The organism is Paenibacillus oceani (genome assembly GCF_014705615.1).
In the GTDB taxonomy this organism is placed as follows: domain Bacteria; phylum Bacillota; class Bacilli; order Paenibacillales; family NBRC-103111; genus Paenibacillus_AB; species Paenibacillus_AB oceani.
This window is the reverse complement of the sequence record NZ_JACXJA010000066.1, coordinates 1-15,685: the sequence shown is the minus strand read 5'-3', so window position 1 is coordinate 15,685 and position 15,685 is coordinate 1. Positions and strand designations below refer to the sequence as shown.

Here is a 15,685-nt window from a genome sequence, read left to right as displayed (position 1 = left end):
AACCCCCTAATTTGAAATTCTTATTGTAATAAAGTTGGCTTCGTCGAAATCCCGGACGACGGATAAAACACCAGATCCATCGGTTGTGTTTGCTCCGGCGCCTGATCGGTTGCTTCACCCGCCTTGTTACCGCTTTCATTTTGCCGCCGGCGTAAGCCGTCAGCGAGGCTGCCGCCAGTACGGCGGCAAGCAGCCATCATCGGTCCCTCCACAAGTTCAGTCGCCCGCTTCGCTCGCACCCGCCCCCGTTTCGCCGGACAACGCGCCGCGAATCCGGTCGCACAATTCGTTTTCGTCAATCATATCGGCCAAATAAGCTTTCAAAGGTTGAAATATTTTGGGTAAAGACATAACCGGGATGCCCAAATCTCTATGGGTGCGGTGGGAAAACATCATCTCGCGAAATAACGCGTAACGCTCCGGGCGGTTGATGCCGACAGACGTCGAGGCGACCGGCGAATAAGTGGGCAGTTGCGTGCTCGGAATGCTGAGCGTATGCTCGTAAATGTAATTCTGCGCACCGGCGGAAACGAAATAATCGGCCAGCAGCCGCGCTTCTTCCTTGTGTGCGGACTTGGCGCTTATGCCGATGCCGAGAACAATAACAAGCGTCCGCGGCTCGTAAATGAACGGAACCGGCGCCACATCGTACTCCAGATTCGCATGTTTCCACAAGTTCAGCCCCATGTAGGTGTTCAAAATCATCGACAGCTTGCCTTCCTCGAACATTTGCAAAATATCGCCGTTGCTCTCGGACAGAAACAGCGGGAACGCCTTCCGGTTATGAATGATCCGTTTGTACACCTTCATGCTCTCCAGCAGCCGGGTGCCGCGTAAATCGTTCAGCTGTCCCGCGTTCCATTCGAACCGTTCACCGCTTTGCAGCAAAAAAAGAGGCCATCGATTCATATCCTGCGCGTGAAAGCTGAATCCGTATCTACCTTTACCGTCCGACAATTTCTCTGCACAATCGAGCAAGTTGTCCCATGTCCAGCTTCCGTCCGGCTCCATCAGCCCGCATTCGCGGAAATGCGCTTTGTTGTAGCAAAGCACGATCGGCGAGAACACGACCGGCCGCATATACAAGCTTCCCTCAACCGCAAACTGCCTGGCAAGTCCCGGATACATGTCCTCGCGCCCGGCAAGCGGCTCCAGCTTCTTCATGGCTCCGTCCTCGACCATACGCTGAAACTGATAATTATCCACCAACACCAAATCCGCGTCCCCCGTATTCCCTTGCCCATCAATCCTATGAGTCTCCACCGAAATCCACGGAAATTGCCGGTGGAAGTTGTCCAGCAGCCTGGAAAGCTCGAGATTGCGCTGCGCAACGATGTTGCGGGCGAGCACCAGCTTCACCGGAGGACGTCCGGCCGCCACCCGGTTCCCGATTCTCGGCACCTTCTCGATCCAGCCTTCGCGGACGAGCGTTTCCAATGCGGTGCGCACCGCGTTGTTGCTCATGCGGAATCGTTCCATCAGCGTACGCTCCGCCGGCAAATATTCGCCTGGGGCATAGCGGCCTTCGATCATTTCGTTGCGCAGCGTGCCGGTAATTTGCTCCAATTGTCGGTTAAATTGTTCCCTGGTCGGTCGTATTCCCATCTTCAACGCTCCAATGTCGGTCATTTTCAACTACCGCTTAGTTTATCATGAACTTATACTTCCCGCCTCCCCGTCTGCATAAGTAACCCCAGAAGCCGCCTTTTGACTCTAAAAAACGTAGTTATTATGAGAGTCAAGGTTATAAATAAAACAATAATTAAGAACAATTTCATCATAAATGACCGAAAAACGGATGTCAATCCATATTTATGTAAGTCAGTTTGACAATTTATAAATATTATAAGAGTCAAATAACTGTATTAGAAAAACCCGTATTATACTCTGTGGAGGTTGCGGTATTGGGAGGAACTTCTCTTCATCGCTTTGGAGATACCCGGCTCGAGTAGTAGGCGTTCTGATAGCCGGTTTTGTGTACAACCGTTTCGTCCGTTTATTGCCAATCAGCTCATATTTCTCAACAGCCAGGACATCGAGCCAGAGAGTGATGCCAAGTCCTTCCAAAAGCTGAACGAGCGTCTTCCCTGAACCGAGTTCGTGTTGCAGCAGCTCCTGCTTAAGCTGGCGAAAGATTTTTGCGAACCGGCATGTCTGGAAGAGGATCAAAGCAAAAATCGCCTTACTAGAATGAGTAGCTCCATAATTTTACATAGAAATTCAAAAAGCCCCTTCAAGGGGGAAGGGGTAGAAGTAATCTCCGTTTGGCTTAACAAGAATAAGCAGAAAGCCGAAGCTTGGTGTTCGTATCGGTCAAAGAAATAGGCACGATTGGACCAAACCTATTTTTCTTATTCGATACGGTATTCTCATAGCAGACGCGGCAGCCGTCAAGATTTATGCTCGTAAATAATATCCGCGCCCCTCTTCGCCCGAGGTGCCCCGAACCGGGCGGCCGCCATACCGGCAAGAGCATATACGACCAGGAATAATACCATAAAGCCGGCGGAGTACCGGTACATGACCGCATAATTCGATACGGACGAGATCGCCCCCAGTATCATCGCCCCTGCCGACACGCCCAGATCGGTCGAGTTGTAATACATGCTGTTGGCCGCCCCGTGCCGCTCTCTCGGCGTTACCCGCAGCATCCACGCCTGAATGGTCGGCTGAATCGCTCCGAAGCCGAGCCCGTACAGCAAAGCGGACACAAACAGCATTGGTATGGTGTGCGCGTACGACAGCAGAAGCAAGCTGGCAATAACACTAATCGCGGCCGGGACGAGAACCGCTCCATGACCTTTCCGGTCGAAGATTCTGCCGGAGATCGGGCGGATCAAAATGATCGTTATCGCGTTAAATAAGAAAAACAGTCCGACCTGCTCCAGCTTGACCGATTCTCCGTACAAAGCGATAAAGCTGAGCAAACCGCTGTAAGTAACGGCCAAAATAACATTAAGCAAGGCGGGAAATAATAACTTCGTATTCCATCTCGGTTTCTCGCCCGGCTGGTTGGTCCGGTTCGTCTGATTGCCCTGAGAGCGGGCCGCGGACGCTGGTGCGGAGTCCGTATTCCGCCTGGAATCCGCCGGCGCCGCACGAGTCAGCAGCAAAAGCGGAAAAATCAAAATAATGGCAGCCGTCCCCATTATGGAGAGCGTACCGAAGCCGGACAAGTCCATCACATTTAAGCCGATCATCGGCCCGACGGACATCGCCAGACTGGTGGACAATCCAAAATAACCGATCCCCTCGCCCATTCTCCGGGACGGGATGATCTGGGAGACGAGCGTCGGAATGATCGTGCTCGCCATCCCGAAGCCTACACCGTAACCGGCGCGCATGAGCAGCAGACCTCCTACCGAACCAGCATATATATAAATACCGGTCGTTAAGGCAGCAATCGCCAGCCCGGCATACAAAATGACGTTGCGGTGCACGTAACGCATCAGAGCCGCCGTCGCAAATCGGGTTACAATCGCCGATAAAGCGAACACACTTGTCGTCAAGCTGACGGTCATATCTCCGGCCTTGTATTCGTTTTTGACATAGGCGGGGAACGAAGACAGCAGCATCTGCAAATTCAAAAACAATAAAAACGAACAGATCGTCAAAGCGACGAACGGCTTCGTCCATAGTCTCGCTGATTGTTCTGGTTGCATTCGAATCTTCTCCTACTCTTGATCTGTCAGTTCGGCAGCGCGGTGATTGATGCGTATAATAAGCTCCATCAGCAGCGCGTACTCTTCCTCTGTCACGCACATCTTGATTTCCTCGATCAGCTGCTGCTCGACCGGTGCCGTCTGCCCGATCAGCGACGATCCTTTGTCGGTGGCGTAAACGAGAAACGACCGCCGGTCATTTTTGCCCGTTTGCTTATAGATGAGCCCTTTGCTCTCCAGATGATCGAGAATTCGTGTCGTCGTCGGTTTATCTTTGCAGGTGCGCTCCGCAATTTCTTTCTGAATCAGCCCTTCCGCCCGATCCACCTGATACAATACCGACCACTGCTCCGGAGTAATGTCGTATTCCTTCAACCGGTGCTGCAGCAAGTTGGACAGCTTGCGGTATGTGACGCCCATCATAAAACCGACCGACCGCTCCAGCAGATTCACGGTTGTTGCAGCATGTTCCTGTTCCATCTTGGATTCATTCACCTTCTTATCCGAAATTGCAATAATTAGTTGTCTATGCAATTATATTTGATGCAACCAATAAGCGCAATGGCAGATTTCATCTATCTTCTCCTTGAGGAAAGATTCTGATAAATTAAGAAAAACCGTACGGGTCCCGGACAGTCCTTTAACGTGCAAACCCATACGTTCGTGCGTGGGAGGGATTGGGTCCTTCGCTCCAGCCGCTCACCCTTAGTCGTGTTGTTTTTGCGGTCGCATGACTAACGAACCCTACATTCGTTATCAGAGCCGAATGCGGGCGTTTGAATTTGTAACGAACTCTTGTATGGTTATTCCCGTAAATCGGGATCGTGTTTTCCACTTTCGGTCCGATAACGTTCCCCGGATTCGTTAAGTATGGATTAAAGTCGTCTTTCAGCGATAAGAACGATCGGATTGGTTAGTCATCGGACCTAAGTATACGTTCTCAAATCCCAAGCAAGGGCCCCCCTTCCCTTTAGCACGGTAAAGAACTTGAACTTTCTGGCAGATTAAAAAAAATCCTCCGGACCTGCCGCATCCGCGCAGGTTTCCGAAGGATTCGTTCACTTTGATTTTGAGCCGTTAGTTTTCAATTTTCGCAAACCAGATTTGACCTTTCGTCTGAAGCAGTCGGTACAGCAGCAGATCGGCTGCAACCAAAATCAGCATCAGCACGATCGCCGTCGTCGTCAAGCTTAAACCGAGTCGGGACACGAGGAAAAACAACAGGCCGGCAAACGCTACGCAAATAAGCAGGTTGAACACGCCGTTCATGTTTTGCTTGACCGCCTTCTGCTCGTTATCCCAGTTCAGCACCGGGCGGAACAGGTCGACCCATACGCCTGTCAGGCAGGTGAACAGCGTAGCCGGCACCGCCAGCAGCAGCAGCAGCAAAATAATCGCAAGCGGCAGATGGATCAGAAAATACGCGGCGCCAAGAATCAAAACCGTACCGATCATCGTAACAATCCATCCGCTCATCACTTTGGCGGTCAGAATATGATGTACGGGCACCGGAAGGTATTTCAATACGAAAAACCCGGTCCCTTCTCTCGATATCGAAGTCGATGCCGTCGCATTCGCCCCGGAGATGAACAGGAAAACCCCGACGCCTCCGGCCAGCACCATCGAACCGATCCCGCCCTGGTCGAGAAACTGTGACGCTTGACCGAGCATCCCCGCCAGTTCAGGCTGGGAGAGCAGCGGAATCAGCATAATGATCGGCCACATCAGCGTCATAAATACGCAGTTGAGGAAATAAGGCGGCGTGCGCAGCAAAATGCGTATCTCCTTCATCAGCATCGACCGGACGGCCGATTGCTGCACGGTCATCTTGTCCAGCTGCTGGCCGCTTAGCTGAATACGCCGCGCGGAAGATTCGGACATGCCCATGACGCCCTTGAAATAAAATTTTTGGGCGAGCGCCGCAAAAGCCGCATACAGAAGTACCGACACCCCTGCAAACAAAACGATATACGCCAGCCCCGCGAGCTCCGATTCTTTCAGCAGCGCGTTCGCCGCGAGCTTGACGGTCGGGACCGACTGGGTCACCAGATCGAGGAACGTATTGCCTCCGCCGAGCAGCATGTTCTGGATTTCCTCCGGCTTCATCGTGCTCCGGACGGACCGCTGGATGAACACATTCAAGCCGAGCGAGAACAAGACGGCGATCGTACCGCCGATTAACCGGAAGCGGTCCTTGTTGCGGGCTATGCCCGAAAAACTCATGATCGCCATCGACACTACCGAAGCGACCACGAGCGGCAGGACCGGCAGCGCCAGGAACGTAATGACGGCATACACGTAATACATCACGCCGGCGCCGGCCTTGACCCCGAAGACGATCAGCAGGGGCGCCAACAGGACGAGCTGGGTCAAATATTCGTACAACAGCACCGTCAAAAATTTGGCCGAGACGATCTGCGACGGCTTCAAAGGCAGCGGCAGCAAATGCTCGACATCCTGCGCGAAGTAAAAGACGGTGATGATGTAGAAAATACCGAACATAAACACGACGAAACTCGTGATGGACAACCCGAGCCCCAGCACGGCGCCCTCTTGTCCGATCGGCTTCAATCCGTCATACAAAAAGGCGACGAAGCCGCCCAATATGGAGGCAAACGGAAGCAAGGCGACAGCGAGCAAAATCGGCAAAAGAATATGCGTCGGCAGCTTGCCGCGCTTACCGGATTTGGAAAACTGTCCGGAGCCGTTTTTGATCAGAATGCGGGTTAACGCCAGCGTCTTATTCATTTTCCGTCAACTCCAGGAACAATCTCTCCAGGGACAGATCCGATTGGAACCGCTCCTGCATGTCCTTGAACGTCCCGCAAAACAACACTTCGCCCTTATTGATAATCGCCACCCGGTCGCACAGCTTCTCGGCCACTTCGAGCACATGCGTGGAGAAAAAGACCGTTTTGCCCGCATCCGCATGCTCGCGCATCATTTCCTTCAGCGTGTAGGACGACTTGGGGTCGAGACCGGTTAGCGGCTCGTCCAAAATCCACACCGCGGGATCGTGGATGAGCACGCCCATGATGACGATTTTTTGTCTCATCCCGTGAGAATAACTCTGAATCGGGTCGGATATGGCCTGCGACATGTCGAATCGGCGGGCGAGCGCATCGATCCGTTCCTTGCGGGCTTCCTTCGGCACATCGTACATATCGGCCATGAAGTTCAAATACTCGAGCCCTTTCAGCCGCAGAAACAAGTCCGGACTGTCCGGCACGTAGCCGAACTGCTTCTTGGCTTCGATCGGCGACTGGGAAATATCGTGGCCGTTGATCGTAATGCTGCCTTTGTCCGGTTTGGCTATCCCCGTAATCATCTTAATCGTCGTTGTTTTGCCTGCGCCGTTCGGCCCGAGAAATCCGAATATTTCTCCGCCCCTGACAATCAGATCCAGATTGTCCACCGCTTTAACTTTTCCATTGTAGCTTTTCGTCACATTTGTCAATTCGATCATTCGTCCCGCCCCTTTCCCTGCTATTATAGCACAACGTTTTCCAAGTAACAGAGGGGGCCGGTAGCGAGTGAAAATCGCTTTCTGATCAGCTGCGAACCGGTTGCCTTGGCCCTATTTCCGGCTTCTTCCTCGCGGCCTTCCTTAAGCAAACAGCCATTAAGTTCCAGTGAAGAAACCAGGCCGGTTTGTGATTTTTTACCGCCCTACTTTGACTGGTTCGAGAAAAAGGACCTCTGTCTCCGCGCTACAGCGGAATTTGAGGTCCTTTCGTTTGAAAATCGGGACATCACCCTGTCATAGCGACACTTTCGGCGACAGCCCTTCGTATAAGCAACACCCTGATGGGCTCTGCCCATAGGGGCACTTTTTGCTATGGCGCCGACGTGGCAGCCAACGGGAATTTCTCCCGGCTATATACCCGCATTTTCCAGCACGACCGCCATTCCTTGCCCTCCGCCGATGCACAGCGAGGCCAGCCCGTACCGGCGCCCGGTCCGGCGAAGCCCGTATGCCAGCGTCAGTAGCACCCGCGCGCCGCTCGCCCCGACCGGATGGCCGAGCGCGATGGCGCCGCCATTCACGTTCGTGACCGCACGGTCGAGCTGCAGCTCCCGTTCTACCGCCAAATACTGGACCGCGAACGCCTCGTTGATCTCGACGAGCCCCATGTCGGCCATGGCAAGTCCGGCCCGCCCGAGCGCAATCCGCGAAGCCGGGACCGGGCCGATGCCCATAATCGACGGATCGACTCCGGCGATCCCCCATGAGACGATGCGCGCAAGCGGCTGACGGCCGCGCAAGCCGTCCTCGCCCGCAATAACCAGCGATACGGCGCCGTCGTTAATGCCGCTCGCGTTGCCCGGCGTAACCGTACCGCCTTGCCGGAACGCCGGCTTCAGCTTGCCGAGCGAGGCCGCGTTCGTATCCGCGCGAATCAGTTCGTCGCGGTCCGCGATCCGGACCGACTTGCCGTCGCGCACCTCGATGCCGACGATTTCCTCGGCCAATATGCCGCTCTGCTCCGCTGACGCCGCACGCTGATGGCTGACGACCGCGTACTCGTCCTGCTGCTCCCGGCTAATCCCGTACCGCTCCGCCACATTTTCAGCCGTGACGCCCATGCCGCAGCCGATGTACGCATCATGGAGCGTCTGCTGCAGCATATCCTCCAGCACGATCGGCCCCAGCTTGAAGCCGAACCGGCTCGCAAAGTCGGCGTGAGGCGACTGCGACATGTTCTCGATGCCGCCTGCGAGCACGAGATTCGCCTCGCCAAGCCGGATGCTCTGCGCGGCGCTGACGACCGCCTGCATGCCGGATGCGCACAGCCGGTTGACGAGCATCGCCGGCGCCGTCTCGGGAACGCCCGCATGCAGCGCTACATGCCTGGCTACATAAGCGGCCGATACGCTGGAATGGATCACATTGCCATATATCGCCTGCTCAACTTCAGCCGGGTCGACACCGGCCCTCCTCAGCGCCTCAGTCGCGGACGCGATTCCGAGCTGTGTCGCGGACGTCTCCTTGAAACTTTTGCCGAAGCCGCCAAAGGCGGTTCTGGCTCCATTTAGAATATACGCTTCCTTCATTGGGCGCCTCCTCCTGTCCGGGTATCGTTCTTAACCATCATCAGCCGAATCAGCTTGCGGTCGCGCTGCTCTACAGCGTCTTGTACGCCGTCTGGAAGTCCGTGAGTCGCGCCGTTCGCTTCACCGTCCGGATATTCAAAAAATCCGCCGCCCGATTTCACCCCAAGCCGCTGCCCGCGTACGAGACGCCGGATCGACTCGGAAGCTTCCGTCCGCGTATCCAGCTCCGGAAATAACCGGTCCGATACGCGCTCCCATACGTCCAGACCGCCATAATCGGCCGTTGCCAACGGACCGCTTAACGCCCATCGCAAGCCCGGGCCTTCCGTCACTGCCAGATCGATCTCGCGGGCGCTGGCCACGCCGCTCTCCAGCAGGTGAACCGCTTCCCGCAGCAATGCCGCCTGCAGACGATTGGCGATAAAACCTGCGACGTTCGCACTCAGCACAACCGGCGACTTGCCGCACGTTTTCAGCAGCCGGATCAGCGGCTCCGCCGTTTGCCGGCTCGTCTGCGGGTGAAGCACGATCTCAACCAGCGGCACGAGATGCGCCGGATTGAAAAAGTGCGCCACGACAAAACGATGCGCAAACGTCATTCCTTCCACCAACTGCTCCGGCACATAAGACGACGTGTTCGAAGCGACTATCGCATCGGCTCGGATTCCGCGTTCTATCAACCGGTACAGCTCCCGCTTCAGCTCCAGCTTCTCCGGCGCCGCCTCGATTACGATCGAAGCGCCGGCCACCGCCTCCACCGGGTCCGGCGTGCATACGATCCGGTCCAGTACCTGGTCTTCCGACGGACAATCGCCCCATCGTTCCGACCGAATGACAGCCACATTGGACCGTATTTTCTGCATGGCGCGTTCCAGCGCCTCCTCCGACGGATCATACAAATAGACACGGCTGCCGGATTGCGCCAACAGCTGGGCGATTCCGTGTCCCATCGTACCCGCGCCGAGGACGGCTATCGTTTGTTCCATCGTGTATACCGCTCCTTCTCTGTAGACCATTTTCTCCGCATATTCGGCCGGCGGTCAATAAGAATCCGTCACAACGTCGCCGTCAACAATCAGCTCCGGCTCCATCGCGGAACGGACGTCGTCTTCCGTATAACCCGCCGCAAGCTCGATCAGACGCAAGCCTTCCGGCGTCACGTCCAGCACCGCGCGTTCGGTGATGATCCGGTGCACCACGTTTTGCCCGGTCAGCGGCAGACTGCATGCCCGGACAATTTTCGGCTTGCCGTCCTTGGCTACCTGCTCCATGATGACGACGACCCGTTTTGCTCCGTGCACCAGATCCATTGCGCCGCCCATTCCTTTTACCATCTGTCCGGGGATCGTCCAGTTGGCAAGGTCTCCTTGGCCCGATACCTGCATGCCGCCGAGTATGGCGAGATCGATATGACCGCCGCGAATCATCGCGAACGACTCCGAGCTGTCGAAGAATGCGGCTCCCGTCACGGCGGTGACCGTTTCTTTGCCCGCATTGATCAGGTCCGGGTCAAGCTCCGTCTCCTGCGGATACGGGCCGATGCCGAGCAGTCCGTTCTCCGACTGCAGCAGCACCTCGCGGTTCGCTTCCAAATAATTCGCGACCAGCGTCGGCATCCCGATTCCCAGATTGACGTAATACCCATCGCGGATTTCTCGCGCCGCCCGGCGGGCGATCCGCTCCCGAACGTTTTCTTTGCCAAAAGCTTGTGCCTTCATCGATCATCCGCTCCTTGTCGTCCGTCTTTCGATCCGCTTCTGCTGGGCGCCCGTCACAAGCCGCTGCACATAAACGCCGGGCGTATGGATGCGGTCCGGATCGAAGGCTCCCACTTCGTGCAGCTCCTCGACTTCAGCAATCGTGACCGCTCCGGCTGCCGCCATCACCGGATTGAAATTACGTGCCGTCTTGTTGTAGATCAAATTCCCCATCCGGTCGCCCCGCATCGCACGAATCAGACTAAAATCGGCGGTCAGCGCGGTTTCCAGCACGTAGTCCTTATCCCCGAACCGTCTCACTTCCCGACCTTCGGCAATCGGTGTCCCAACCCCCGCCGAGGTGTAAAAAGCCGGAATGCCCGCTCCTCCGGCGCGAATCCGCTCGGCCAGCGTTCCTTGCGGCAGCAGCTCGACCTCCAATTCGCCCGACAACAGCTGACGTTCAAACTCCTTGTTCTCTCCGACGTAAGAACCGATCATTTTGCGGATTTGCCGGTTGCGCAGCAGCAGCCCGAGCCCCCAGTCGTCCACGCCGCAATTGTTGGAAATGACAGTCAGACCGGAAATGCCCGATTCAGACAAGGCTGTTATCAAATTTTCCGGAATGCCGACGAGACCGAACCCGCCGACCATAATCGTGGCGCCGTCCGGGATGTCCGCAATCGCTTCGCGGAACGATTCGCATACTCGTTTCAAAAACTCCACCTTCCTTCTCACGTGTTCAGTTTATATAGGTATGCAAATATCGTGCCAATTCGAAGAGCATCCAGCCGAAGCGTTCTCCGCGCGCGACAAATGTCCCTTCACATGCGGCAGCTTTTCTAAGTCCGGATAGCTGCTCTCCGCTTTTTTATGCTTTAGTGAAAGTAACTTGGGGCAGGCTCGAAATAACCGCTCCGGATCTTCAGCCCCGTTTCAAGCAAGGTGAGAAATTTACCCGGTTGAAGGAACGATTCCTCATTTCCGGAATTCCATTCCCGGTTAGCGGAAGCGATCAGTGCGGAGATTGCGGAGCCGAATGAACCGAGTAATCCGTATTGGGAAAAAGTTCGAAGGGTGACTTTGTGCCGGCACGTGGCGGATTGACGGACAAGGGGCTGTCGCAAACATTTTACTTTTTTTTCGTACCCTACCTCGAACCGTTTCTCCTCGATTTCTTAAGAAAAACCGTCCGGTAATGAGGATAGTATCCCCTTTTAAGTAGACAACGTTAAGAAACGACACTAAAGTCCGGACAGTCCTTTAACGAGCAATCCCGTACGTTGGTGAGTAGAAAGGAACCGGTACCTTCGCTCCAGCCGGGTCGTTGATGAGGTTGTGCTGTGCGGGAACGACTCGATTTCGAATGAAGCTCGTAAACCAGTTTCTTCCGAATCTTACGAACCGATCGCGTTGGGCGCTGTTGAGACGACATGAAGGCTACCTAACCCTATAAGAGTCTCTTTGGACCTCTATTTTCGCCATCTTGGGAGGAAAGAGTCAAATAGAGGCGGTTTGTACCCCTTATTCAGCCAGCTGGCCCGGTCTGCGCCTTATTTGAGGATATTAGCAGCTTCAAACCGCTCGTATTCCGCGTCCAAGCCGGTTTTCGGTCAAAATAAAGGCTGCAAACCAACCCTATTCGACTTCATCCCCAGCTAGTAACAGAGCAGAGTGCCGAATAGCCACGATAAGCAACTTGCAGCACTTGCTGACTCGACAAGTAAGGGGGGGGGCCTTTACCCGCTTTAGTATGGTGAAGAAAAGGAATATTTAGGAATTTCGAAAAGATCTCAATCTCCACGTTACCGCGGATGTTGAGATCTTTTCGTTAAAAAAATGCCTCGTCGCCCCCGGGCAGTTCCCGATGCGTGGTGTTGCGATTTATAGTGATGGGCTGCTGACCGTACGATCAGATCCGTGCAGCCAAAATGTGCGGCAGTTCGGCAAGCACCCGTTCACGGGTCAAAGAATCGTCGTAATTCCACTTCGCCTCGGATAGATGAATGTTGCCGCCGCGAAAGGCGTGCAAGCTACGCCAAGCGGAACTGTCGGCTAGCAGATGCGCTTTCCGCTTCGAGGAAGCTTCGCCCGAGACAAGAAGAAACAACCGATCGCCATCATAATCCGGCAATTCGTCCGCTGCGATTTCCCTGAACCTCTCCCCTTCCGCCACCAGTTGCTTCGCTCCATCGGAAGGCCGGAACCCCCGCGGATGGTACAAGGAGGCCGCCAACCCCCGGTTGCCCATCACAAATAACCGCTCGCCGATCTGCACGAGCACCGTTGCTGTCTCTCCGGTTCCGATCCGGCTGCGGAGAGCGGCCCACATCCCCTCCGCTGCTTGCTCATGCCATGCAATCCAGCGATCCGCCTCCCTCTCAGCGCCCAGCAACGCCGCTATGGCGCGAAGCCGGACCGTCACGTCTTCCGTACGTTTGAAAGATACGACCGGTATGTTGGACTCCTTGCAGATCTCGCGGTTCCCTTCCTTTTCAAGCAGGATCAGGTCCGGTCGAAGAGCGGCGATAGCCCCGGTCTCCCCGGTGATGCCAATATCCGCAATGCCATCGAGTTTATCGCGGTACACGACTTGCCTGCCCATCACGGCCAGCGCCGCTCCGAGCGGCTTATTACCGAGCATGAGCACGTCCCCGAGGAGTCCCCCGTATACGATCAGCCGGAGCGGTCCGGCTTGTGATCGTTGATGATCACGGAAACTTGCCGCAGGAGCGGTATGCGGCTTTGAAGCGCCCGATTTGCGGAATCGCGCGTAAGACTTCGGTCCGCAGCCGAACATCCGGCTGAACCGCCGATTGAAGTAATATTCGTCGCGAAAGCCTACGCTTTGCGCGATGTCCCGCAGCGGATCGTCGGTGAGCAGCAGCAGCTCCTTGGCCCGGTTCAAACGCAGCGTATTGATATAATCGAGCGGCCGCTGGCCGGTCAAGCGGCGAAACTGCTCACTGAACTGCCAGCGCCCGACTCCGGCGATGCTTGCCAGCTGTACCACCGTCAAAGGTTCGGTAAAATGCTCCTTCACATAAGCAACTGTGAGCTGAACCGCTCCTGCTGCGTCGGAGAGCCGATGAGAGCGCTGCTGGCTCTCCATCAGCAGGGCGAGCAGTTCCAGCAGCGCCGCCTGTCTGCGCAGGGCCGCCGGTTCGTCCGGCGGCCCTGACGCTCGCGACAACCGTTCGACGATCGCACATAGAGCCGTGACCGGGGACACGGGGATTTCCCGATGATACGGCAGTAACGGAAATCCGCCGGCAACAGAACTGCTATTCCCGACCCGGCAGGTTAGAAACTCGATCAGCCAACCCGCCCTTCGGCCGTCAACGTTCACCATGCAATACCGGCTGCCGGGACGGAGCTGAATCGCAGAACCTTGGTTGAGCGAAACGGACACGCCATCAAGATCCATCGTTCCCGGCTCCTCCGTAAAAATCGCAATCGAACAGCGCTCGTTATCCGCTGCCGCCTGCTGTATCGTCCGATCTGTAACGTTCCCCGGACCGTCGGGACGGCCGGTGCCTGACTCTCCCATACATGCGTCCAGCGGCCTGACGCCGGTCAGGAGGAACATATGAGAATGCATAAAAGCGCCATCGGTTTCCATGTGACAGAGCCTCCTGTCAAATTTCCATTGAGAATCGTTATCGATGTTATAAGTGTAACGAAAAGCAGGAGACGTTTCAACAACGAGAGTTGAACGTTCCCTGCTTTTTATCGCCCGGAGGACGCTGCTGCGTAGATAGTGGCGTTCCGTACTGTGTTGCTCAACCTCTGGCTCTTGGCTCTTGGCGTTCGATGCCCGGTTTCACCCGGCTGTCAGCGGTGCCGCTGCGGAGATATTCCTGTTATTTGCCCATAATGCGGGTGAGCTCGTCCAGCAATCGTTCCCTTGTAATCGGATCGTCGAAGTTCCATTTCGACTCGAATGCGTACACTTGTCCGTTTTTGACGGCCGGGAGCGAATTCCAGATCGCGCTGTCGGTTAGCGCCTTCTTGGCGGCTACCGTTTCCTCGCTATTATTGGAGAGCAGGAACAGCCAATCCCCGGTGTATTCCGGTAATACTTCGGAGGAAACGGTAATAAACCTTTTCGAGTCGTCGATAATCTCTTTGACTTTCGGTGAGGGGGTAAAACCGAGTACATCAAAAACCGTCACTGCAAGACCGCGGTTGCCCATTACATACAGCTGTTTGCCGAGCTGCAGCAATACCGAGGCCGTATCGTCGGGGCTTGTCTGGAGCCGATCGAGAACCGTTTTCACTTTCGCCTCGTATCCGGTTATCCAGTTTTCGGCTTCCATCTGTTTGCCTGTGACCTCCGCCATAAAACGCAGCCGCTCGTACATCGGCGCGGCGGAATCATAAGCGACGGCCGGAGCGATTTTGCCCAGTGCCTCCGCCTTGCCGTCATAAACGACGCCGTCGAACAAGATCAGATCGGGTTCGAGCATCGTCATTTTCTCCAAGTTCGGTTCGGAACTGCCGATATCCTCGATCCCGCCCAGCAATTCGGGATAGACGATCTGGCTGGAGATGACGCCAAGCGTAGCTCCGACCGGTTTGACGCCAAGTACGAAAAAGTCTCCGGGGCTGCTGCCGACGTATACGATTTTTTTCGGCTCGGCCGGGATATCCAGCTTTCTTTTCGTATAATCGGTAATCGTCCGGACCGCGGGCTTCGTTGCCTCGGCTTTCGCGGAATCAGCGGTCCCGCTCCGGTCGGGTACAGTTTCGCCGCCAGTGCCAGCTGCGGCTTGCGTCCCCCCTGCCGAAGTGGCTGCGCCGCCTGTTGTTGCCTCATTCGAACAAGATGCAAGCAAAATGACGAACAGCAGGAACGATGCGGCGAAGCCATATGAGGAAATAAAATTGCGGATATTCATAAGGTACCCCTTTCGTTTTTCAGGTCATCAAGCGACCACGATAATGAGAATCATTATCACAATTCTATTGTTCATTATAGACGGATCGCAGGAAGCGGCAATGGACAGATTTCGGTTTTTTTATTGGACAAAAATGAGTCTTGCCTCTCCATTCCGATTTCCCAGTCACTTAAGAGCGGTTTGCACCCTTTATATCACAACTTCCACCCCGCTGCCAGGAAATAAGAGCGGTTTGTACCTCCTAAATTCGTCCATTTGCCGCATTCTGACTATTATCGTAAAAATAGTAGAGTAAAGGGCTGGGATTACCAGCCCCTCCTCATCAAACCGTACGTGCGGTTTTCCCGCATACGGCTTTCCGATGTTCTTC

The 15,685-nt window shown here is 55.2% G+C and carries 13 protein-coding genes; all 13 read right to left on the bottom strand.

Annotated elements, in window-relative coordinates; genetic code table 11:
• Window positions 1-20 precede the first annotated feature (20 nt).
• Window positions 21-200 carry a hypothetical protein gene (locus tag IDH45_RS32390; RefSeq protein WP_190932295.1) on the bottom strand — a complete coding sequence of 60 codons (180 nt, stop codon included), beginning with the start codon at window positions 198-200 and terminating at the stop codon, window positions 21-23.
• A gap of 16 nt (window positions 201-216) precedes the next feature.
• Window positions 217-1,605 carry an extracellular solute-binding protein gene (locus IDH45_RS32385; protein WP_190932294.1) on the bottom strand — a complete coding sequence of 463 codons (1,389 nt, stop codon included), beginning with the start codon at window positions 1,603-1,605 and terminating at the stop codon, window positions 217-219.
• A 785-nt stretch (window positions 1,606-2,390) separates the two neighbouring features.
• Window positions 2,391-3,662 carry an MFS transporter gene (locus IDH45_RS32380; RefSeq protein ID WP_190932293.1) on the bottom strand — a complete coding sequence of 424 codons (1,272 nt, stop codon included), beginning with the start codon at window positions 3,660-3,662 and terminating at the stop codon, window positions 2,391-2,393.
• Between the two features lie 12 nt (window positions 3,663-3,674).
• Window positions 3,675-4,142, bottom strand: coding sequence for a MarR family winged helix-turn-helix transcriptional regulator (locus IDH45_RS32375; protein WP_190932292.1), 468 nt, complete (start codon window positions 4,140-4,142; stop codon window positions 3,675-3,677).
• A gap of 597 nt (window positions 4,143-4,739) precedes the next feature.
• Window positions 4,740-6,410: a putative ABC transporter permease subunit gene (locus tag IDH45_RS32370; protein ID WP_190932291.1), complete on the bottom strand. Its 1,671-nt coding sequence runs from the start codon at window positions 6,408-6,410 to the stop codon at window positions 4,740-4,742.
• Entirely contained in the window at window positions 6,403-7,128 is a 726-nt protein-coding gene (locus tag IDH45_RS32365) for an ABC transporter ATP-binding protein (protein ID WP_190932290.1), read from the bottom strand. The genes IDH45_RS32370 and IDH45_RS32365 overlap by 8 nt, the downstream gene beginning before the upstream one ends.
• Before the next feature lie 410 nt (window positions 7,129-7,538).
• Window positions 7,539-8,717, bottom strand: a complete 1,179-nt coding sequence (locus IDH45_RS32360) for a thiolase family protein (protein ID WP_190932289.1) — start codon at window positions 8,715-8,717, stop codon at window positions 7,539-7,541.
• On the bottom strand, window positions 8,714-9,703 hold the full coding sequence (locus tag IDH45_RS32355; RefSeq protein ID WP_190932288.1) for a 3-hydroxyacyl-CoA dehydrogenase family protein: 990 nt from the start codon (window positions 9,701-9,703) through the stop codon (window positions 8,714-8,716). Before IDH45_RS32355 ends, IDH45_RS32360 begins: the two co-directional genes overlap by 4 nt.
• A gap of 54 nt (window positions 9,704-9,757) precedes the next feature.
• Window positions 9,758-10,435, bottom strand: a complete 678-nt coding sequence (locus IDH45_RS32350; RefSeq protein ID WP_190932287.1) for a 3-oxoacid CoA-transferase subunit B — start codon at window positions 10,433-10,435, stop codon at window positions 9,758-9,760.
• Window positions 10,436-10,438: 3 nt separating this feature from the next.
• A complete protein-coding gene (locus IDH45_RS32345; protein WP_190932286.1) occupies window positions 10,439-11,131 on the bottom strand; it encodes a CoA transferase subunit A in 693 nt (230 codons plus the stop codon).
• Window positions 11,132-12,326: 1,195 nt separating this feature from the next.
• Entirely contained in the window at window positions 12,327-14,036 is a 1,710-nt protein-coding gene (locus IDH45_RS32340) for an AraC family transcriptional regulator (RefSeq protein ID WP_190932285.1), read from the bottom strand.
• Window positions 14,037-14,277: 241 nt separating this feature from the next.
• The gene (locus IDH45_RS32335) at window positions 14,278-15,315 is read right to left on the bottom strand and encodes an ABC transporter substrate-binding protein (protein WP_190932284.1); all 1,038 of its coding nucleotides are present in this window, start codon (window positions 15,313-15,315) and stop codon (window positions 14,278-14,280) included.
• 189 nt (window positions 15,316-15,504) lie between these two features.
• A partial coding sequence (locus IDH45_RS34515) for a hypothetical protein (RefSeq protein ID WP_223837220.1) occupies window positions 15,505-15,685 on the bottom strand: 181 nt, incomplete at its 5' end.

Excerpts from the sequence above, each read along its gene's own strand:
- IDH45_RS32390 (WP_190932295.1), bottom strand. The coding sequence starts at position 200 with ATGATGGCTGCTTGCCGCCGTACTGGCGGCAGCCTCGCTGACGGCTTA.
- IDH45_RS32385 (WP_190932294.1), bottom strand. The coding sequence starts at position 1,605 with ATGGGAATACGACCGACCAGGGAACAATTTAACCGACAATTGGAGCAA.
- IDH45_RS32380 (WP_190932293.1), bottom strand. The coding sequence starts at position 3,662 with ATGCAACCAGAACAATCAGCGAGACTATGGACGAAGCCGTTCGTCGCT.
- IDH45_RS32375 (WP_190932292.1), bottom strand. The coding sequence starts at position 4,142 with ATGGAACAGGAACATGCTGCAACAACCGTGAATCTGCTGGAGCGGTCG.
- IDH45_RS32370 (WP_190932291.1), bottom strand. The coding sequence starts at position 6,410 with ATGAATAAGACGCTGGCGTTAACCCGCATTCTGATCAAAAACGGCTCC.
- IDH45_RS32365 (WP_190932290.1), bottom strand. The coding sequence starts at position 7,128 with ATGATCGAATTGACAAATGTGACGAAAAGCTACAATGGAAAAGTTAAA.
- IDH45_RS32360 (WP_190932289.1), bottom strand. The coding sequence starts at position 8,717 with ATGAAGGAAGCGTATATTCTAAATGGAGCCAGAACCGCCTTTGGCGGC.
- IDH45_RS32355 (WP_190932288.1), bottom strand. The coding sequence starts at position 9,703 with ATGGAACAAACGATAGCCGTCCTCGGCGCGGGTACGATGGGACACGGA.
- IDH45_RS32350 (WP_190932287.1), bottom strand. The coding sequence starts at position 10,435 with ATGAAGGCACAAGCTTTTGGCAAAGAAAACGTTCGGGAGCGGATCGCC.
- IDH45_RS32340 (WP_190932285.1), bottom strand. The coding sequence starts at position 14,036 with ATGGAAACCGATGGCGCTTTTATGCATTCTCATATGTTCCTCCTGACC.
- IDH45_RS32335 (WP_190932284.1), bottom strand. The coding sequence starts at position 15,315 with ATGAATATCCGCAATTTTATTTCCTCATATGGCTTCGCCGCATCGTTC.